The 17,739-nt window shown below is 69.7% G+C and carries 20 protein-coding genes; 7 read left to right on the top strand and 13 right to left on the bottom strand.

Annotated features, from left to right (window positions below; genetic code table 11):
• Window positions 1-3: 3 nt before the first annotated feature.
• Window positions 4-819: an SDR family NAD(P)-dependent oxidoreductase gene (locus tag V5D55_RS12395; protein ID WP_435743426.1), complete on the top strand. Its 816-nt coding sequence runs from the start codon at window positions 4-6 to the stop codon at window positions 817-819.
• Between the two features lie 14 nt (window positions 820-833).
• On the opposite strand, the gene V5D55_RS12400 is transcribed toward V5D55_RS12395, so the two are convergent.
• A complete protein-coding gene (locus V5D55_RS12400; RefSeq protein ID WP_435743428.1) occupies window positions 834-1,484 on the bottom strand; it encodes an HAD-IA family hydrolase in 651 nt (216 codons plus the stop codon).
• 110 nt (window positions 1,485-1,594) lie between these two features.
• Here V5D55_RS12400 and V5D55_RS12405 point away from each other — a divergent pair, with 110 nt between their 5' ends.
• Window positions 1,595-1,840, top strand: coding sequence for a hypothetical protein (locus V5D55_RS12405; RefSeq protein WP_435743430.1), 246 nt, complete (start codon window positions 1,595-1,597; stop codon window positions 1,838-1,840).
• Window positions 1,841-1,850: 10 nt separating this feature from the next.
• Here the strand turns inward: V5D55_RS12405 and V5D55_RS12410 are convergent, their stop codons facing one another.
• The 7 genes from V5D55_RS12410 to V5D55_RS12440 form a co-directional block, all read right to left on the bottom strand.
• Window positions 1,851-2,543, bottom strand: coding sequence for an ABC transporter ATP-binding protein (locus tag V5D55_RS12410; RefSeq protein ID WP_435743432.1), 693 nt, complete (start codon window positions 2,541-2,543; stop codon window positions 1,851-1,853).
• A complete protein-coding gene (locus V5D55_RS12415; RefSeq protein WP_435743434.1) occupies window positions 2,540-4,312 on the bottom strand; it encodes a branched-chain amino acid ABC transporter ATP-binding protein/permease in 1,773 nt (590 codons plus the stop codon). Before V5D55_RS12415 ends, V5D55_RS12410 begins: the two co-directional genes overlap by 4 nt.
• Window positions 4,299-5,159 carry a branched-chain amino acid ABC transporter permease gene (locus tag V5D55_RS12420; RefSeq protein ID WP_435743436.1) on the bottom strand — a complete coding sequence of 287 codons (861 nt, stop codon included), beginning with the start codon at window positions 5,157-5,159 and terminating at the stop codon, window positions 4,299-4,301. The genes V5D55_RS12415 and V5D55_RS12420 overlap by 14 nt, the downstream gene beginning before the upstream one ends.
• 110 nt (window positions 5,160-5,269) lie before the next feature.
• Window positions 5,270-6,439, bottom strand: coding sequence for an ABC transporter substrate-binding protein (locus V5D55_RS12425; protein ID WP_435743438.1), 1,170 nt, complete (start codon window positions 6,437-6,439; stop codon window positions 5,270-5,272).
• Window positions 6,436-6,846 (bottom strand): nuclear transport factor 2 family protein, encoded by a 411-nt coding sequence (locus V5D55_RS12430; protein ID WP_435743440.1) that lies wholly within the window; start codon window positions 6,844-6,846, stop codon window positions 6,436-6,438. The genes V5D55_RS12425 and V5D55_RS12430 overlap by 4 nt, the downstream gene beginning before the upstream one ends.
• Before the next feature lie 7 nt (window positions 6,847-6,853).
• On the bottom strand, window positions 6,854-7,642 hold the full coding sequence (locus tag V5D55_RS12435; protein ID WP_435743442.1) for a MoaF C-terminal domain-containing protein: 789 nt from the start codon (window positions 7,640-7,642) through the stop codon (window positions 6,854-6,856).
• A 172-nt stretch (window positions 7,643-7,814) separates the two neighbouring features.
• Entirely contained in the window at window positions 7,815-8,771 is a 957-nt protein-coding gene (locus V5D55_RS12440; RefSeq protein WP_435743444.1) for a helix-turn-helix domain-containing protein, read from the bottom strand.
• Window positions 8,772-8,884: 113 nt separating this feature from the next.
• On the opposite strand from V5D55_RS12440, the gene V5D55_RS12445 reads away from it, so the two are divergent.
• Entirely contained in the window at window positions 8,885-10,012 is a 1,128-nt protein-coding gene (locus V5D55_RS12445) for a DUF998 domain-containing protein (RefSeq protein WP_435743446.1), read from the top strand.
• An 18-nt stretch (window positions 10,013-10,030) separates the two neighbouring features.
• Here V5D55_RS12445 and V5D55_RS12450 read toward each other — a convergent pair whose 3' ends face one another.
• Window positions 10,031-10,891, bottom strand: a complete 861-nt coding sequence (locus V5D55_RS12450) for a MurR/RpiR family transcriptional regulator (protein WP_435743448.1) — start codon at window positions 10,889-10,891, stop codon at window positions 10,031-10,033.
• Window positions 10,892-10,964: 73 nt separating this feature from the next.
• Here V5D55_RS12450 and V5D55_RS12455 point away from each other — a divergent pair, with 73 nt between their 5' ends.
• Window positions 10,965-11,864 (top strand): N-acetylglucosamine kinase, encoded by a 900-nt coding sequence (locus tag V5D55_RS12455; RefSeq protein ID WP_435743450.1) that lies wholly within the window; start codon window positions 10,965-10,967, stop codon window positions 11,862-11,864.
• The gene (gene murQ / locus V5D55_RS12460) at window positions 11,854-12,789 is read left to right on the top strand and encodes an N-acetylmuramic acid 6-phosphate etherase (RefSeq protein ID WP_435743452.1); all 936 of its coding nucleotides are present in this window, start codon (window positions 11,854-11,856) and stop codon (window positions 12,787-12,789) included. Before V5D55_RS12455 ends, murQ begins: the two co-directional genes overlap by 11 nt.
• 13 nt (window positions 12,790-12,802) lie before the next feature.
• Here the strand turns inward: murQ and V5D55_RS12465 are convergent, their stop codons facing one another.
• Both V5D55_RS12465 and V5D55_RS12470 read right to left on the bottom strand, forming a co-directional pair.
• The gene (locus tag V5D55_RS12465; RefSeq protein WP_435743454.1) at window positions 12,803-14,800 is read right to left on the bottom strand and encodes a primary-amine oxidase; all 1,998 of its coding nucleotides are present in this window, start codon (window positions 14,798-14,800) and stop codon (window positions 12,803-12,805) included.
• A gap of 99 nt (window positions 14,801-14,899) precedes the next feature.
• Window positions 14,900-15,484: a TetR/AcrR family transcriptional regulator gene (locus V5D55_RS12470; RefSeq protein ID WP_435743456.1), complete on the bottom strand. Its 585-nt coding sequence runs from the start codon at window positions 15,482-15,484 to the stop codon at window positions 14,900-14,902.
• A 65-nt stretch (window positions 15,485-15,549) separates the two neighbouring features.
• On the opposite strand from V5D55_RS12470, the gene V5D55_RS12475 reads away from it, so the two are divergent.
• Together V5D55_RS12475 and V5D55_RS12480 are read left to right on the top strand one after the other, a co-directional pair.
• The gene (locus V5D55_RS12475) at window positions 15,550-16,080 is read left to right on the top strand and encodes a hypothetical protein (protein ID WP_435743458.1); all 531 of its coding nucleotides are present in this window, start codon (window positions 15,550-15,552) and stop codon (window positions 16,078-16,080) included.
• Window positions 16,081-16,117: 37 nt separating this feature from the next.
• A complete protein-coding gene (locus V5D55_RS12480; RefSeq protein ID WP_435743460.1) occupies window positions 16,118-16,783 on the top strand; it encodes an SDR family oxidoreductase in 666 nt (221 codons plus the stop codon).
• A gap of 31 nt (window positions 16,784-16,814) precedes the next feature.
• Here V5D55_RS12480 and V5D55_RS12485 read toward each other — a convergent pair whose 3' ends face one another.
• Complete coding sequence (locus V5D55_RS12485; RefSeq protein WP_435743461.1) at window positions 16,815-17,138, bottom strand: DMT family transporter; 324 nt, start codon at window positions 17,136-17,138, stop codon at window positions 16,815-16,817.
• A complete protein-coding gene (locus tag V5D55_RS12490) occupies window positions 17,135-17,506 on the bottom strand; it encodes a DMT family transporter (protein WP_435743463.1) in 372 nt (123 codons plus the stop codon). Before V5D55_RS12490 ends, V5D55_RS12485 begins: the two co-directional genes overlap by 4 nt.
• Window positions 17,507-17,739: the final 233 nt, after the last annotated feature.

The raw sequence follows: 17,739 nt of genomic DNA on the forward strand, positions 1-17,739 counted from the left end.
GCCATGACACTCGCAGTCGGATCGACGGTCTCGGGACGCGTCGTCGTCATAACGGGGGGCGGCACCGGCATCGGCGCGGCCATCGCGGAGCGGTACGCCGCCGAGGGGGCGCATGTCGTCGTCGTCGGTCGACGACCGGAGCCCCTGCACGAGGTCGAACGCGCCGTGGGTGCCGTCCCCGTCGTCGCGGATGCCGCCGATACGACCTCCGCGAAGGCCGCGGTCGCCGAGGTGCTGGCGACGTTCGGTCGCATCGACGTGCTGGTCGCGAACGCCGGCGGCCACGGTTTCTCCCCGGTCGCCGACACCGATGACGAGAGTTGGGATGCGGCGATCAGGGCCAACCTCACGACCGCGTTCGTGATGGCCAGGGAATCGCTGTCGGCGCTGATCGAGTCGAAGGGGCAGATCGTGATCGTGTCGTCCCTCGCCGGACTGTTCGCCGGGCCCTCGGTGGCCGGATACACGGTCGGCAAGCACGCGCTGATCGGGCTGACGCGCACGCTGGCGAGAGACTACGGACGACACGGGGTGCGCGTCAACGCGATCTGCCCCGGATGGGTGCAGACGCCGATGGCCGACGAGGAGATGGACGAGTTCGCCTCGCACGCGGGCCTCGGGTCACGGGAGGAGGCATACGCGAAGGTCACGGCTGACGTGCCGCTGCGACGCCCGGCGCGCCCCGCGGAGATCGCCTCGGTCGTGCGGTTCCTGGGGTCGGGGGAGTCGTCGTACATCACCGGTGCCGTGATCGTCGCGGACGGCGGCTCGCACGTGGTGGATGTGCCGACGATCGCCTTCGATCACGCCGGGATGTAGCGCGGCACCGCGAATCAGTCGATGGTGAGATCGAACCCGTCGGAGGTGGGAACCACGGCGACGGTGCTCAGATCGTCGACGAGATAGGTCGGCTGGTGCGCGCCGGCGTGCTTTCCGATGCCGATCACCCGCATGCCGGCGGCGAGTCCCGCCTGGATGCCGGCGCCGGAGTCCTCGAACACGACGCAGTCGGCGGGCGCGAACCCGAGCAGCTCGGCGGCGCGGAGGAACCCCTCGGGGTCGGGCTTCGACGCCGACACGTTCTCCGCGGTGATGGCCAGCGCGGGCACGGTGAGCCCTGCTGCCTGCATCCGCGCGTTCATGAGCGGCACGTTCGCCGACGTGACGATCGCGTGCGGGTAGGGGCGCAGCGCTTCGAGCAGGATCGCGGCCCCCGGGATCTCGATCACGCCATCGACGTCGCTCGCCTCGGTCGCGAGCATCTCGTCGTTCTCGCGGAGGTTGATCGCGTGATCGCGCTCCGGAAGCATGATGGACATGCTCTGGTGCCCCTGGCGGCCATGCACGACGTTCAGCACGGTCTCCGGCTCGAGTCCGTGCGGCTCCGCCCAGGCGAGCCAGAGCCGTTCGACGACCGCTGTCGAGTCGACGAGTGTGCCGTCCATGTCGAGGAGGACGGCGCGGGCGTGGATGGTCTCGGTCACCGCACCAGGCTATCCGTCGCGGGATCCGCTCTTCGCCGTGTGCCGCGCCAGACGCCTCCGGAACCTGCCTGTTAGGGTGGCGGACGGCAACCGAGGATCTGGGGGTTTCGATGGACACCGAGCCGACACGTCGCGTACGCGGCCTACTCATCGGCGCAGGGGTCGTGCTCGTCGGGGTCTTCCTCGGGTGGCTCGCGCTCCGCAAGCTGGACGGCTGGCCGTCGGCTCTGGAACTGGACTCCGTCCTGGGATGGATCGCGCACGGGCTGGTGCTGGCCGCACTGCCATGCGGCGTCTGGTTGATCGCCCGAGGCACCCTCCGTGTTCGCGAACGTACGGTCGATCTCGACGACTGAGGTCGCCGATTCAGCCACCAAGGTACGCGCGGTGCAGCAGCTCGGGGTCGTTCTGCAGCTGCTCCGAGGTCCCCTGAAAGGACACGCGGCCGCCGGCGACCACCACCGCCTCCTGAGCGAGTCCCAGCGCGAGCTGCGTGAACTGCTCGACGAGCAGCACGGCCACGCCCGAGTCCGCGATCGACTTCACGATCGGCATCAGCCGCATGAAGACGACAGGGGCGAGCCCGAGTGACATCTCGTCGATGAGCAGGACGCGCGGCTTCGCGGCGAACGCGCGCGCGAGCACGACCATCTGCTGCTCGCCGCCGGAGAGCAGTGCGGTCGGCGAATCGATGCGCTTCTCGAGTTCCGGGAACTGCGCGAGCGCGGCATCCTGCGCGGCGGTCGTCCGCGCCGTGAGGGAGATGTTCTCCCGCACGGTGAGAGAGGGGAACACCGCGCGTCCCTGTTCGATGTGCACGATGCCGCGACGCGCTCGTGCGACCCGTGACAGCTTGTCGATCGGCTCGCCGTCGAGCGTGAGCGATCCCGCGGAGTGCGGCGTCACGCCCGACACCGACTCGATCAGGCTCGTCTTGCCTGCACCGTTCGGGCCGACCAGGGCGAGCACCTCGCCGCCGGTGATCCGCAAGGAGACGTCCGAGATCACGGGGCCCGCGCCGCGGCTGACCGTCACCCCCTCCAGGATGAGTTCGCTCATTTCAGCAGCTCCGTCTCTCCCATGTACGCCTTGACGACCGCCGGATCGGCGAGCACCTCGGCCTGCGGCCCGTGTGCGATGACCCGGCCGAAGTCGAGGACGGTGAGAGTGGGGCAGACCGAACGGACGAGGTCGAGGTCGTGCTCGATGATGATCAGCGCGACGCCGTAGCGTGCGGGCAACTCGCGCAGCCGGGCCGCGAGCGCCAGGTGCTCGTCGTGCGAGAGTCCGGCGGCGGGTTCGTCGAGGATCAGGAGGCGTGGCCGGGAGATCACGTTCGCCGCGACCTCGACCAGGCGCCGCGTGCCGACGTCGACGCTCGAGAGCCGTGCCTGCGCGGGCGGGCACCCGAAGAACTCCAGCACCTCGTCGATGTCGGATGCCGCCAGCCGGCGTCGCGCGACGAACCTCACATACGCGCCGACGGTGAGGGCTGGCGGCACACGATCCTGCTGGAACGTGCGCCGGAGGCCGAGTCTGGCACGACGGGTGGGGGAGAGCCCGGCGAGATCTCGGTCGCCGAGCCGCACCCGACCGCCATGCCGGGGCAGGAACCCGCTGATCGCGTCGACGAAGGTGGACTTGCCGGCACCGTTCGGGCCGATGAGTCCCATGATCGACGCCGATGGCACCTGGAACGACACATCGTCGAGTGCCTTGAGCGCGCCGAACTGCACGGTCAGCCCCTCGACGGTGAGCACGGGTTTCCCATCGAGCGCCGCCGCATCGGCGGTGGCCGTCGTGGTGGTCGTGATGGCCGCGGCATCCGCTCCGGCATCCGGCGGAAGAGCGGTCAGGGCCGCTTTCGCGGTCTTCCGATCGGCGCGGCGCCAGATGAGGGTGCGGATACCCATGCCCAGGTTCGTGCCGCTGGTGAGCGCCTGCACGCCCAGCACGCCGAACACCACGAAGCCCCAGTCCTGCGGGATGCCCCAGCGCTTGAGGAGCTCGGGGACCAGCACCCAGAGGAGCCCGCCGAAGATCGCCATGTCGATGAGGTGCGCGCCCGACATGATCGCGAGCACGTAGAGGGCGAGGGACTGCAGGGGAGTGAAGCTCGAGGCGAAGGGGAGCTGCACCTGCCCGGCGAGCAGACCGCCGGAGATGCCGCCGAGCGCGGCGGAGACCGCGAACGCGGTGAGCTTCGCCGTCTGCACGCTCTGGCCGGCGGCTGCGGTGCCGCGCTCGGAGAATGCCACCGCCTTCCAGCTCGAGCCCCAACGTCCGCGCTGCAGGAAGAACACCCCGAGCGCGCACACCGCGAGCACGACGATCGAGAGGAAGAAGAACCCGCGATCGTTGGAGAACATCGCGGGACGCTCGATCGCGGTGCCGTCGGCAGAACCAGGGAACTGGATCTGCACGAGCGTGACGTCCGCTGCGGCAGCGAAGCCGAGCGTGACGACGGCGAGGTTCACGCCGCGCAGTCGCAGCGCGGGGAGTCCGACGAGGATGCCGACGAGCCCTGCGGCGGCACCGCCGAGCACCAGCCACACGATGAAGCCGCCGGGCGCCTGCAGGACGTTGAGGAGCGACACGATCCATGCACCGACGGCCGCGAACGTGAGCTGGCACAGCGCGATCATGCCGGCCGATCCGGTCACGATGCCGAGGCCGAGGATCGCGATGGCGGCGGTCACCGCGCTGATGGCGAGGAAGACGAAGTAGCCGGGGAGAGCCGAGCTCAGGATCGCGCCGACCCCGATGCCGATGGCGGCGACGGCGAACGGCCAGCTGATGCGGAACCAGGGACGGTCAGCGAGCGGCATCCCACACCTCCTTGCGTTGCGTCCACAGCAGCAGGACGACGATGAACAGGAACGGGAGGAAGTTGCGCACGAGCGCCACCTCGTCGATCTGCGCGACGAGGCCGCCGAGCACGCCGAGGACGACGCCGCCGATGACGGCGAGGTCCAGCCGTCGGAACCCGCCCAGCAGTGCGGCGGCCGCGGCGGGCACGATCAGCATCGACAGGCTGGTCGCGTCGTTGGACTGCGAGGGGGCGACGATCATGATCGCGATCGCGCTGATGACACCCGTCACGAACCAGACGGCGATCGAGAGCGGTCGAGAGCGGATGCCGAGCAGCTCGGCCGTCGTCGGACGCTCGGACAGGGCGCGGAGCTGGGTGCCGACGCGGGTGCGCCGCAGCACGATCCGCACCACGATCGCGGTGACGACCGCCATCGCGACCGTCGCGACCGTGACCTGGCTGATCACCACGCCGCCGAACGAGAACGCAGGCCCGGCGATGATCGGCGTGAACGGCTGCGGTTTGTTGCCGAACAGGATGAACGACATCGAGATGAGCAGCAGGAGCGGCCCGACGGTCATGGCGGACCGCGTGGTGGTCGACGCCTCGGAGAGCCAGGTCGCGGCGATGAAGCCGATCGCCGCGGCGAGGAGCCCCGCGACCAGCACGCCGAGCACCGAACCGAGCCAGATCGGCAGGCCCAGTTCGCGGACGAACCAGACGGCGGTGAAGGCGCCGAACATCCCGGTCGCGGCCTGCGCGAAGTTCACCACCCGCACGAGCCGGGACATCAGGGTGAGACATACGCCGAGAACGGCGTAGAGGCCGCCGGCGGCGAGACCGGCGATGGCGCCTTGCAGCATGAGTTTCCTTTCTGAGGGGCAGGGCCCTTCGTCTCGTCGCTCCGCTCCTCGCTCAGGAACCGGGGTGTCGCCGGTTCCTGAGCGAGCGAAGCGAGACGAAGGGGCGGGCGCTACTTCCCGATGCGCAGCCAGTCGTCGGCGACCTTCTCCCAGGCGTTCGTGCCCGACTTCAGGATGATCGGCCAGCCGGCGGTGTTCTGGGTGCCGAACGCATACGGCGTGCCCACCATCGGGTTCTCGATCGGGTCCATGCCCTTGAGTGCCTCGGACACGCTCTCGCGCGTGATGTCGCCGTCGATGCCCTTCAGTACCTCGATGAAGTAGGTCGCCGCGAGGTAGCCGCCCTGGCTGAACGAGGTGAGCGGAATGTCGTTGTCCTGCATCAGCGCGCGCCAGTCCGCGTTGATCTCGTCCTCGTCGGTGAAGGGGTAGAACTCTGCGGGCACGTAGATGCCGGCGCCGGCGTTGTCGATCGCGTCGGCGAAGTTCTCGCTGTAGACACTGGTCAGATACAGCCAGGTCACGTCGTCCCAGCCCTGCGCGTTCGCGGCCTTCAGCTGGCCGATGGCGTCGGGCTCGACCGGGTTGATCGCGAGTGCCTTGCAGCCTTGCTCGCGGGCCTTGACGATGTACGGCGTGTAGTCAGAGGCTCCGTAGGGCACGGTGTCGTCGACGTACTTCGGCTCCTTGCCCGTGATCTCGGTCCACTTGTCGATCGCGGCCTGGTAGGTCGGTCGGGTGGAGCCGGCGATCTCGAGCAGGATGCAGATGTCATCGAGCCCCAGTACCTCCGAGCCGTACTGCAGCGTCAGGGTCATGTCGTTGAACGGGCCGACGTTCGCGGGCGAGATGTTCTCACTGGCGAAGCATCCGGTGTCGACGCCGATGCCTGGCATGGAGAGGATGCCCTCCTGCTCGTAGTACTTCGCGTTGATCTCGCACTCGATCAGGCTGGCGGAGCCGACGAGGGCGACCGCGCCGTCGCTGCCGACGAGCTCGCGGGCGGATGCCGTGGCCGTCGCCGGGTCGCCCTTGTCATCGAGCATCTTGTACTCGATGGTGCGTCCGTCGAGGCCACCGGCCTCGTTGAACGCATCGAAGACGGCCGCTGCCGCCTGGGAGGCCTCGGGGAAGGTCGCCGGACCGCTGATCGTGTTGACGGAACCGACCACGATGGGGGCGCCTTCGCCGCCGCCGTCGCCGGATCCGCCGGCGCAGCCGGCCAGGGTGAGGGCTGCCACGGCGAGGAGCGCCGCGGTGCCGGATACTCGTTTGTTCATGTGATTCCTGCCTCTCGTGTGTCGCGCAGTGCGCGGTTGACCATCTCGGTGTCGGTGAACTGCTCGAACGCGACGACGAGGCCGCCGCTCAGACGCCACACATGCGCCACGCGGGCGGCGAAGAAGCGCCCGGTCCGGGTGTGCGTGCCCGAATACGTGCCGATCCCGACGACCACGTCGCCCCCGTCGACGACCTCGTCGATCGCCACGGTGTAGTCGTCCCAGTCGTCCTGGATGCGGGCGAAGACGTTCTCGGAGACGGCATCCGGTCCGACGTACGTGCCGGCGTACGGGAAGCCGGCCGCCTCCGTCCAGCGCACGTCGGGCGCCAGCGGTGCGAGCATGCCGTCGAGGTCGCCGCGGACGCTGGCGGCGTAGTGATCGCGGATGATGTCTGCGTTGCTCATGGGGACCTCAGACGGGTTGGGCGTCGGGGTAGTCGACGGATCCGAGCGGGTAGATGTGGCCGCCGCCGCGAGAGTGCTCGGCCTGCCCCTCGCCGTTGAGCCCGAGGAAGATGCCGGTGGTCATCAGCTGGTAGCCGAGGTCGTGCAGCCAGACGCTGGCGACGGCGATGCGGAACTCGCGGAAGCAGAACAGGTAGAGGCCGTCGGCGAACTTCCACACGGTGGAGAGATCCATGTCGCCGTGTCCGCGCTGCACGCCCTCGAGGCACTGCCAGGCGTAGCGCTGACTCGAGATGTACACGTGCTCGTAGAGGTGCTCCGGGCTGTACCGGTAGACGTTGCGCTTGCCGATGAGGTCGCGGCTCGGGCCCGGAACCTCTCCGGTTGCTTCGCCGCCGTCGGTCGTCGCGGCCCAGAAGTCCTGACCCACCTGAGGAGTGCCCTCGACCGCCTCGGCGGCGATACGGGAACGGATGACGGTGGCGCGGTGCGTCGCCGTGGAGAAGACCACCGTGAGCGCCTCGCGCTCGCGGCTCTCCAGCGGGATGTTCACGAAGACGACGTCCTCGCGCACGGCGACCGCGTCGTACGGATCCGTGCCGGAGGCGCCCAGCCCGCTCCACGTCACGGCGACGGAGTCGAAACGCAGGGAGAGCGGGGAGGCGTCGTCGAGGGTCAGCGTCAGCGCCGTGCCGGAGAGTGACACGTTCGGCAGCCGATAGGTGTCGATGCCCGCGGCGAACTCGTCGTAGGTGCGCCACTGGTCGAGCGCCGGGTCGAGGGTGGTGTCGGTCATGGAGGTCCTGACGTCGCACGAGGCGGGGCCGCTTCGCCCCGGGCACCGCGTCGTCGCGGTGCGCTTGCCTCATGCTCCGTCCGGGCCGGTCATCCTCTCAAGGGTGCAGCCGCCATCGCGCGCCGAGAGTCAACCGGCGTGCCCTCCGGGGCAAGGCTCCGCGATCAGAGCGTCAGTGCGCGGCGCGGTACTCGCTGGGGGAGACCCCGAACGCCGACTTGAACGCCCGGCTGAAATGCGCGGCGTCCACGAAGCCCCAGCGTGCGGCGACGGCCGCGACCGGACGGTCGGCGAGCATCGGGTCGAGCAGGTCGCGTCGGCACTGCTCCAGACGCCGGGTGCGGATCCAGGTCGAGACGGTCACACCCTGCTCCTGGAAGAGCCCGTGCAGGTGTCGGGTGGAGATGAAGTGCGCCGAGGCGATCGACGCGGGCCCCAGGTCGGTCGACGCGAGGTTGCGGTCGATGAAGCCGCGGATCCGCTGCACGAGGGCCCGGTGCGGGTCGGCGGAGACCTCGTCGAGTCCGAGCTCGCGCGTGAACACCGTGGTGACCAGGTCGAGGGCGCTGTGGGCCAGGCGAGCCCCCGTCGTACCGGCGAGCTGATCGAGGTTGCCGGCGAGCTGCGTGAGGTACGGCGCGACCATGCCGCCGAGGCCCTCCTGGCCGGAGATGCGCACGGCGGTGAGCTGGCCGATCATGTCGGACGGCAGGCTGATCAGGTGCTTGGGGAACATGACGACCATGGTGCGGAAGTCCTCGTCGAAGACGAGCGAGTACGGACGGTCCGTGTCGTACACGGCGAGGTCGCCCGCCTGCAGCACGGCTTCGCGGTCGTCCTGGATGAGCAGGCCGGTACCTGCGAGCATCAGGCTCACCTTGAAGTACGACCGGTCGCCGCGGGCGATCAGCTCGGGCGTGCGCTCGACGACGTGCGAGGTGGCGCGCACCTCGGTCACGTGCACCTCGTCGACGGAGGCACCGCGGATGATCCCGCGGAAGCGATCGGCGCCGGCACTCGACACCTGCAAGGGCACGAACGACTCCGATACCGCAGAGCGGAATTCGCTGATGTTGCGCGCGACGAGCGTCGACACTGATTCGGCGGGGGCAGCGGGTGCACCGTTCATGACTGATCACCTCGGGTGGTGGGAACGACGACGTTGTATACGATCCGTTCCGTGATGCTATCACCGGCGGCACTCGATCGTCACGGCTTCTAGGATGTGGTCCGGAGGAAGGCATGAGAGCACTCGCGGACAGGGTCCTGCAGATCCTGCGGCAGCTACGCGGACCGGCCACATCGGATGCCGTGTTCGAAGCGACCGCGTTGATCGTCGGGGGAGCGTTCCTCGTGCTGGGCTTCGTCGTCGCGCTGCCGGTGTTCTGGGGGCGGGAGCTCTCGATCAGCGGCGCGGGATCCATCGGCGTCTTCGCGTCGTTCGGCGGGGCGGTCGTCGCCGCGGCCGCGTTCGCCCTGGGGCGGCTCGCCACGCGCCCGGAGGAACCCGATCCCGACGGCGTGCGCGACGGCTTCAGCGTGCCGGGGGATCGGTTGCGCTGGTACGACCTGATCGCCATCGCCTTCGCCCATGCGGCCATCGCCGCCCTGGGCTGGCTCGGCGTCGCCCAACTGCTCGAGCGCAGCTTCACGGATGCTCCGGTCTTCGCCTTCCCCGGCGCGGTGCTCGTGGCCGTGGCGTTCGCCCTGACCGGGTACGTCTGCTTCCTCAGCGCCGTGGCTCTCACGCCGATGGTGCTGTCGCTGGTGCTCGCGGTGTTCCTCGTGGTGGGTGCCTTCGCGAGCATGCTCGCCTCCAGTGACGTGCACTGGTGGCGGGACAACCTGTCCGCCCTCGGGATGAGCACGAACAGCGCCTCGATCGCGTTCAACGTCACGCTCGTCATCGCGGGCGTCATGATCACGACCATCGCGCGCTATGCCACGGCCGGGCTGCCGGCGATCGACCCGCTCGATCGTCGCGGCCGATTCATCGTGCGGGGCGGGCTGATCCTGATGGGGATCTTCCTCGCCTGCGTGGGGATCTTCCCGGTCGACGAGTTCTTCCTGGTGCACAACACCGTGGCCACCGGCATGACGGTCGTCTTCGCGGTGGTCGTCGTCGGGCTGCCGTGGTTCCTGCCCAGCATCCCGCGGGTCTTCGTCGCCTTCGGCTGGGCGTACGTGCTCGTGATCGTGCTGCTCGCGGCGTTCTTCGCCGTCGGCTACTACAACCTCACCGCGGTGGAGCTCATCGCCGCGGTGCTGATCTTCAGCTGGATCATCGTGTTCCTGCGCACGGCGGGATCGGTGACGAGGGAGCCCGCAGCCGCGGAGGCGCCGGCCGAGCGGATGCCTCCAGCTCGCTGAGCGCGTGGGGCGGGCGCCTCACTCCTCGCGCAGGATCCTGGTCGCATCAGCCGTGCGCTGAAGCGCGTGCACCGTGTGGGCGTGGCGGCGTTGGGCGACACCGACGAAGAGGCAGTCGACGAGCGCCAGCTGCGCGATCCGGCTGACCATGGCTCCGGCCCGCAACCGCGGTTCGCGAGCGCGGGTGAACAGGGCGTGGTCGGATTCGAGAGCGACGGGCGAGTCGGTCACGCTCGTGACACTGATCGTGGTGGTTCCGGCTGCGCGTGCGGTCTGGAGGAAGTGCACGGTCTCCCTCGTCGAGCCGGAGTTCGAGAACCCGATCGCGACCGTCTTGGTCGCACTGAGCGCCGCGGCAGCGCCTGCTTCGTGCGCATCGGACAGGACGATCGCAGATCGCCCGATGCGGAGCAGCTTGTGCCCGAGGTCGTCGGCGACCAATCGGCTGGCTCCGATTCCGAACAAGAGGATGCGATCCGCCTCGTCGATCGCGGTCACGGCGTCGGCCAGGACATCGAAGTCGAGAGTCCCGATCGTCTCCTCGATCGCGAGCCGCTCGAGAGCGGCGATCTTCCCGACGGCCTCGGAGAGCGAATCGCCGGGGGCGATCTCCGAACCGAACCCTGCGGGCGCGTTGAACTGCACGGATTCGCGGCCCAGCTCCGCGGCAAGAGTCATCCGCAAAGCCGCGTATCCCCGGAGGCCGATGACGCGACAGAAGCGCACCACCGAGGCGACGGACGTGTCGCAGAGGGCGGCGAACTCGGAGATCGTGCTCTCGACGGCAGCTGACGGGTTGTCGGAGATGACGCGCGCGATCCGGGCGAGCGATGCCGGCAGGGTCTCGGCCGCCGTCGCGATGGTCGTCTGGATGCTCATGTCACTCCTGGGCTCGAAGATCGCCGGATAGACAATTGTTTCATGGCTGCCCGTGTCTGCGTAGACTATTTTCATGCACGCTTCTCGCCGCTCGGCAGCCGTCGACCTCGGCAAGTCCCGCTGCCGGGTCGCCGTGTTCGCGGACGATGCTCGCGACCTGCGAACCGGCGACGGCGCTCCCGGTCTTGCCGCGGCGGACGGCGTCGCTGCGGCCATCGGCGCGATCAGGCCTCTCCTCTCTGACGTGACAGACCTCGACCTCGTCGGGGTCGGTGCCGCGGGTGCGTGGCTGGCGCCCGGAGCGGCGCAGGAGCTGGCATCGCAGCTCAACCAGGCGACCGGAGCCGCGGTCGCCGTCGCGTCGGACGTCGTCACCGCACACGTCGGTGCGCTCGCCGGAGGTCAGGGAGTCCTGCTGATCGCCGGCACCGGTGCGGCCGCGCTGGGAGTCGACGGCGACGGCGCGCGGCTCATCGACGGCTGGGGACCCGAACTCGGAGATCTCGGCAGCGGTGCCTGGCTCGGAAGGGAGGCGCTGCGTGCGGTCTTGCGGGCTTCGAACGGGCTCGCACCGCGCACCGCCCTCGCGGATGCCATCGCCCTGATCGTCGGCGCGGAAGACCGGATCCCGGGCTGGCTCGCCCAGCCCGGTCCGCTCCCGCGTCGACTGGCCACGCTCGCGCCCACCGTCCTCGACACCGCGCGCTCGGGTGATCCCATCGCCGGCGAGATCGTCGCGGAGGGGATCCGGCTGCTCACCGCGTCGGCCGTCGCGGCATCACGGCTCACGACGGACGTCGTCGTCCACGGCGGGCTCACCGAGCACCATTGGTTCCGTGACCAGCTGACGACGTCGCTGCAGGTCGCCGGTCGCCAGGTGGTGGCCGCGAGCGGCGATGCCCTCGACGGCGCGCTGACGATCGCGCGCCGCACCGATCTTCCCCACGAAAGGTTCGTGCACCGTGCCGAATGACGACACCAGGCTGTCCGCCCTCCTCGCCGAGCTCTCCGCCCTCGACACCGAGGCGTCGACGACCGAGCGCGGCGACCTCGACCTGCTCGACACGGTCGAACTCGTCCGGCGGATGAATCTCGAGGATGCACGCGTCGCCGAATCCGTGGCGGAGCGCGCCGCCGAGATCGCAGCGGCGGTCGACGGCATCACCGAGCGGTTCCGCCGCGGCGGTCGTCTCGTCTACATCGGTGCCGGGACCGCCGGGCGCATCGGCGTGCTCGACGCGAGCGAGTGCCCGCCGACCTTCGGCACCGACCCCTCGATGGTCGTCGGACTGATCGCCGGGGGTGAGACCGCGATCCGCGCGGCCGTGGAGAACGCGGAGGACGACGACCGGGCTGCGGCCTCGTCGCTGCGCGAACTCGGGCTCACCGTCCGCGACACGGTCGTCGGCATCTCCGCCTCGGGGCGCACGCCCTACGTGGTCGGCGGGCTCGAGTTCGCCCGGAGCGTCGGCGCGCTGACCGTCGCGATCGCATCGAACACGGGGTCCGCGATCGGCGCGGCATCCGACATCGCGATCGAGGTCGTGACCGGGCCCGAGTTCATCTCGGGGTCCACGCGCCTGAAGTCCGGCACCGCCCAGAAGCTCGTGGTGAACATGCTCACGACCCTGTCGATGATCAAACTCGGCAAGACCTATCGCGGCGTCATGGTCGACCTGCTCGCCACCAACGAGAAGCTGCACGCGCGATCGCTCCGCACCGTGTCGGAGCTCGCCGGCGTCGGCATCGACGAGGCGTCCACCGCCCTCGCGGCGGCGAACGGTTCGGTGAAGCTGGCGCTGCTGCTGCTCGCCACCGGCGCGACGCCGAAGGACGCCGCCGCTGCGCTGGCCGACGCCCACGGCATCCTGCGAGAGGCGATCGCCGCCCTCGCCTGACTCCCCGGCTCGCTCAGTGCCCGCAGGTGCAGGCGGTGCCTCCGCCGCAGCATCCGCCGGTCTCCGCGCCGCTGTGGGCCTGCGACGACTCCGGCACGTCCATCGCCGGGTTCTGGTCGAGGAAACCGTAGGGCTTGAACCAGAACCCGGCGTAGTCGACGGGCATGATCGGCCAGTCCTCAGGGCGGGGGAAGTGGGTGAGGCCGAAGGTGTGCCAGAGTACGATGTCCTCGCCGTCCAGCGATCGATCGCCCGCCGTGTACTCGGGGAGCCCGGCTCCGCCCTGGTGCGCGTTCGGGTAGCGACCGGCCGGCCAGATCTGTCCCTGCTCGTGCCTCGTCGCCCAGAGGTGCTTGGTGGCGAAGGCGGCGCGCGCGGCCACCGATGATGCGGGATCCGCCATCAGCAGCGCGGTCGGCTCAGGCACAAGGTGGTACGCGGTCGGTCGGCCGACGCGGTTCGTGCGCGAGGCGCTCTGCACCTCCCAGACGCGCGCGACCGAGGTGTCGGCTTCTCGCTGGGCGGCGTGCTCAGTGGTGAGCGGCGTCTCCGACCAGGAGAACGCATTGCCGAAGGGGTTGTCCGGACCCATCGGCACCCGCTGGGCGTCGACCTCGACGAGACGGTTGTCCTCCCCGTCGATCGCGACGTCGAGGCGCGCGCAGAACAGGTGCTGGTGCACCGGGGCGAAGACGCCGGGAGCGAGCTCGGTCGCGTGCTTCTGACGGACGCCCGGCTCGCCGGCCGCGGCGAAGACGATGCCGGTGGCCTTCGCTTCCACCTCGATCGAGCCGTCCAGATAGAAGTGCCAGTAGAAGCCGTAGTCGTAGTTGCCGATCGTCGAGAAGTACGACACGACGAACCGGCGGGAGCGGCGCACGTCGGCGCGGCCGGCGAGATCGGTGTGCTTCCAGAGGATGCCGTAGTCCTCCTCGTGCATGCAGATCACGTTCGGGATGCGCACCGGGTGGCCGTGATCGTCGGCCACGTAGCCGTCGAGGTAGCGGATGACGCCGAGGCAGTCGCAGCCGAGCTCGAGATGGTTCGCGTTCTTGCCGAGCAGGTACTCACCGGCGTCGAAGTAGCTGATCCAGAATCGCCCGGGGGCGGTGTCGCCGTAGGGCACGACCATCTCGGGCACGCTCGCCCGGCTGAGCACCGAGCGCCCGCCGAACGACACGTCGTGCAGCACCAGTCCTTCGCGCGCGTTGAAGTCGACGCGCATCGACCAGCCTTCCCACTCGACCAGCGAGCCGGACACCGTGAAGCTCGGACCCTCGGGCTGGGTGATCTCGATCGGCTTGAGTGTGGTGCGGGCGGCGCCCTGGGTCTCCGGGTAGTAGTTGCCGTGCCCGGTGGGCACCGGCACGTCGCCGTGGTCCTCGACGCGGATGACGGTGTTCGCCGTGAGGTCGATGTGCACGATGAGGCCCTCGACGGGGTGCGCCCAGGGCGAGTCGGCCTCGTCGTACTTGAGGAACGTGAGCGAGCGGATGACCCGGCGTCCGACCTCGTCGGCGCGGCCCGTGTAGCCGGGGGCGAGCGGACCGCAGAACGCCAGCGCCATGTGCTCCTCGAGCCCGCGGCGCTTCATCGCGGCCTGCCACTCGGGCGAGGCCTTCGCGATGATCTCGGCGCGCTCGTACTCCTCGAAGAGGTACTGGGGCTGTCCGTACGGCGGAGCGTCGTTGGGCACGCGCTCGGCTCGGACGACCTCGCCGCGCGTGATCGAGACGACCACCTCGGTCGCGACGCCGGTGGCGATGTCGAGCAGCGTCGCGTCGACGCGTCGGTCGATCGGCGAACCAGGTCGCCAGGCAGCGCGCTCTTCCTTGGTCGGCTCGTCGGGGAGGAGCATCGGCACCCGGGTGGTCTCGGTCATGAGGCCGGCGGCATCGAGCACGGCGCGGGCGGCGGCGATGTCCTCGCCGGTGAGCGGGTCGAGCGGGTGCGGCTGTGGTTGCGCGGGAGCGCTCTTCTCGATGATGACGGGCTGCGGGCGGTGGGACATCGTCGACCTCACTATTTTCGAGCGAATGCTCAATAAACGGGTTGCGATGATCGTACGACGGAACGCCCGTCGGTGACAAGGGTGGCGTTCGTGTGCGGCTCAGGCGCGCCAGGGCGCGAGGATGCCGTCGAGTACGGCAAGGTGCGCGGCCGCGGGCTGAGGCTCGGTGACCTCGACGACCTGCTGCCCGTAGGTCACCGATCGCAGCAGTGTCATGACCGCCTCGCGCGGGGTGTCCGTGCGGAGTTCGCCTGCCGCGACAGCCTCGTCGAGGGCCGTGTGGATGCTGCCCTGCCAGGTGGCGAGGGTCGGGGCCGCGGCATCCGGAGTCGAGGCGAGCGCCGCCAGGCGCCCCCAGAAGCCCACCACCACATGCGCCTCCGTGCGCGTGCGCTCGTCGACGGGCAGCACCTCGCGCATGAGGGCGTCGAGGCGGGCGAGGCCCTGCAGTCCCTCGGTGGCGGCAGCGATGCGCTCGTCGGTGCGGCGGGTCACCTCTGCCGCTGCGGCGCGCACGACATCGTCGAATCCGTCGAAGTAGTGCCAGAGCGAGCCGGTGGCGATGCCGAGCTCCTTCGCGACCGCACGGGAGGACACGCTGTCGTGACCGTCGCGCGCGGCGACGATCAGCAGCGCCTCGGCGATCTGCCGGCGGCGCTCATCGTGATCGACGATGCGGGGCACCTGCTCATCCTGTCGCATCGAGAGGGGTATAGCTATATTGAGCAATCGATCAATATACTTCGCGAGTGGAACATCTCCTGCCCGCGGCGCCGTGGCTGATGGCCGCGGCGGCGACCGTCTCGGCCGCGGCCTGCGTGGCCGCCTGGCGCGCCGTGCCCTGGCAGGGCAAGCAGTCGGCGCTCGTGATGGCGGCCGCGATGCTGCTGGTGGCCGTGAGTGACGGAGAGCCGGCGACCGGTCTGATCCTCGGTGCCGTGCTGCTCGTCTCGGCGATGATCGGCACGATGGGGGTGCGCGGCACCCCCGCGGCGGCGACCTGCTGTCATCGCGCGCTGGTGTCGCTGGTCATGGCGATCTGCGCCTTCGAGAGCGCTTCGACGGGCGAGGCGGCGGTCTCATCGGGGCACGGTCACGGCCAGGGGCTGTCCGGTCTTCTCTCGGTGATCGTCGTCGTCGGCGTCATCAGCGTGGTGCTGTGGACCGTCGTGGCGGAGTGGTTCCTCGAGCCGGTGCACCACGGACGCACGGCGCGGCTGCTGACGACGGAGGCCTGGGCCATGGCCGCCGGACTCGCGGTCATGTGCCTCGGGTTCTGAGCGACTGCCGGCCCGCGGCATCCGATAGCGTGTGCGGATGCGTCTCGCACTGATCACCGGAGCCGCGCGCGCGAACAGCATCGCCGCAGGCATCATCCCCCGTCTGCGGGCCGCAGGCTGGACCGTCGTCACCAGCGACCTGCACGACGCCGACCACGTCGCCGACCTGTCGAGCCCCGACGGCCCCGAGGCGCTGATCGACGCGGTGACCCGTGAGCACGGCGTGATCTCGGCGCTCATCCTGAGCCACGCGCACGATGTCGACACCGGCATCCTCGACACCACGGCCGAGAGCTTCGACCGGCACGTCGCGGTGAACGCGCGGGCGAGTCTGCTGCTGATCGCGGCGTTCGTGCGTCAGGCCGGTGACGACGGCGGGGCGATCGTCGCGCTCACCAGCGACCACGTCACCGGGAACCTGCCCTACGGAGCCTCCAAGGGCGCCCTCGATCGCATCGTGATCTCCGCCGCGCGGGAGTTCGGTCCGCGCGGGATCTCCGCGAACGCGCTGAACCCCGGTCCGATCGACACGGGATGGATGGACGACGGGATTCGCGCGGAACTGCGTGGCATGACACCGCTGGGTCGGCTCGGCACCCCTGCCGACGTGGCGGCCGTCGTGGAGTTCCTCGTCTCGGATGAGGGGCGCTGGATCTCCGGACAGCTGCTGAAGTCGGACGGGGCGTTCTCGGCGGAGTTCTGAGCGCGGATGCTGAGCGCGGACTTCCCTCGCCTCAGTGCCCGCCGCCGAATTCGATCATCGCGACGCCCGCGGCGATGAGCACCACTCCGATGCCCATCAACAGCGAGAAGTGGTCCTTGAAGATCAGCCTGCCGAGCACGGCGGTGATCGCGACGCCGGCGGCGGCCCAGATGCCATACGCGACACCGACCGGCATCCCCATCGCCAGGATCGCGCCCAGCAGTGTGAACGCGGCGAGGTAGCCGACGACGATCACAGGGATCCATCGCTTGCGGCGCAGCCCCTCCGAGGCGCGGAGGCTGAGAGTCGCGGTGACTTCGCTCGCGATCGCGAGCACGAGCAGCACCCACGTCATGACGCGGCCTCCGCTGCAGGCTCCCGCTTGTGGGATCCGAGTTCGACCAGGAGCACGCCGATCACGATCACGCCGACCCCGACGATCTGCACGGCTCCGAGCGTCTCGCCGAACAGCGCTGTGCCGAGCACGGCCGTCAGCACGACGCCGATCGCCGACCAGATGCCGTACGCGACGCCCACCGGCATTCCGCGGTCCAAGACGATCGACAGCAGCCAGAGCGAACCGCTGTACCCGATCACGACCACGATGAGCCACAACGGATGCGTGAAGCCCTCTGCTGCGCGCAGCGCGAGAGTCGCCGAGACCTCGAGGCCGATGGCTATGAGGAGCGGTGGCCACGCCGACGGGCGGGGGCGGTCCGACATGGTGCGCCTTTCCAAGAGGTTCGACGGGAAGAACGTACTCGATGCTCGCAGGATTCCCTGACTGGCCGGTGAACTGATCGGCACCGGGACGGTGGATCGAAAATGCTGCTGCAGAGCCGGCATCCGATGCACTTCTGATCCAGCCTGGACGATCCCCGATTCGGATGCCGCGGTCGGCGGCGCGTACGCTGGTGGCATCCCCCGAAGCTCACCCGGCAAACTCGCGCGCCGGC

The organism is Microbacterium sp. PMB16, assembly GCF_051294855.1.
Taxonomy (GTDB): Bacteria; Actinomycetota; Actinomycetes; order Actinomycetales; family Microbacteriaceae; genus Microbacterium.

Bases quoted from the DNA above. Each gene is read 5' to 3' on its own strand.
- V5D55_RS12395 (WP_435743426.1), top strand. From the start codon at position 4: ATGACACTCGCAGTCGGATCGACGGTCTCGGGACGCGTCGTCGTCATA.
- V5D55_RS12405 (WP_435743430.1), top strand. From the start codon at position 1,595: ATGGACACCGAGCCGACACGTCGCGTACGCGGCCTACTCATCGGCGCA.
- V5D55_RS12410 (WP_435743432.1), bottom strand. From the start codon at position 2,543: ATGAGCGAACTCATCCTGGAGGGGGTGACGGTCAGCCGCGGCGCGGGC.
- V5D55_RS12415 (WP_435743434.1), bottom strand. From the start codon at position 4,312: ATGCCGCTCGCTGACCGTCCCTGGTTCCGCATCAGCTGGCCGTTCGCC.
- V5D55_RS12420 (WP_435743436.1), bottom strand. From the start codon at position 5,159: ATGCTGCAAGGCGCCATCGCCGGTCTCGCCGCCGGCGGCCTCTACGCC.
- V5D55_RS12425 (WP_435743438.1), bottom strand. From the start codon at position 6,439: ATGAACAAACGAGTATCCGGCACCGCGGCGCTCCTCGCCGTGGCAGCC.
- V5D55_RS12430 (WP_435743440.1), bottom strand. From the start codon at position 6,846: ATGAGCAACGCAGACATCATCCGCGATCACTACGCCGCCAGCGTCCGC.
- V5D55_RS12435 (WP_435743442.1), bottom strand. From the start codon at position 7,642: ATGACCGACACCACCCTCGACCCGGCGCTCGACCAGTGGCGCACCTAC.
- V5D55_RS12440 (WP_435743444.1), bottom strand. From the start codon at position 8,771: ATGAACGGTGCACCCGCTGCCCCCGCCGAATCAGTGTCGACGCTCGTC.
- V5D55_RS12445 (WP_435743446.1), top strand. From the start codon at position 8,885: ATGAGAGCACTCGCGGACAGGGTCCTGCAGATCCTGCGGCAGCTACGC.
- V5D55_RS12450 (WP_435743448.1), bottom strand. From the start codon at position 10,891: ATGAGCATCCAGACGACCATCGCGACGGCGGCCGAGACCCTGCCGGCA.
- V5D55_RS12455 (WP_435743450.1), top strand. From the start codon at position 10,965: ATGCACGCTTCTCGCCGCTCGGCAGCCGTCGACCTCGGCAAGTCCCGC.
- V5D55_RS12465 (WP_435743454.1), bottom strand. From the start codon at position 14,800: ATGTCCCACCGCCCGCAGCCCGTCATCATCGAGAAGAGCGCTCCCGCG.
- V5D55_RS12480 (WP_435743460.1), top strand. From the start codon at position 16,118: ATGCGTCTCGCACTGATCACCGGAGCCGCGCGCGCGAACAGCATCGCC.
- V5D55_RS12485 (WP_435743461.1), bottom strand. From the start codon at position 17,138: ATGACGTGGGTGCTGCTCGTGCTCGCGATCGCGAGCGAAGTCACCGCG.
- V5D55_RS12490 (WP_435743463.1), bottom strand. From the start codon at position 17,506: ATGTCGGACCGCCCCCGCCCGTCGGCGTGGCCACCGCTCCTCATAGCC.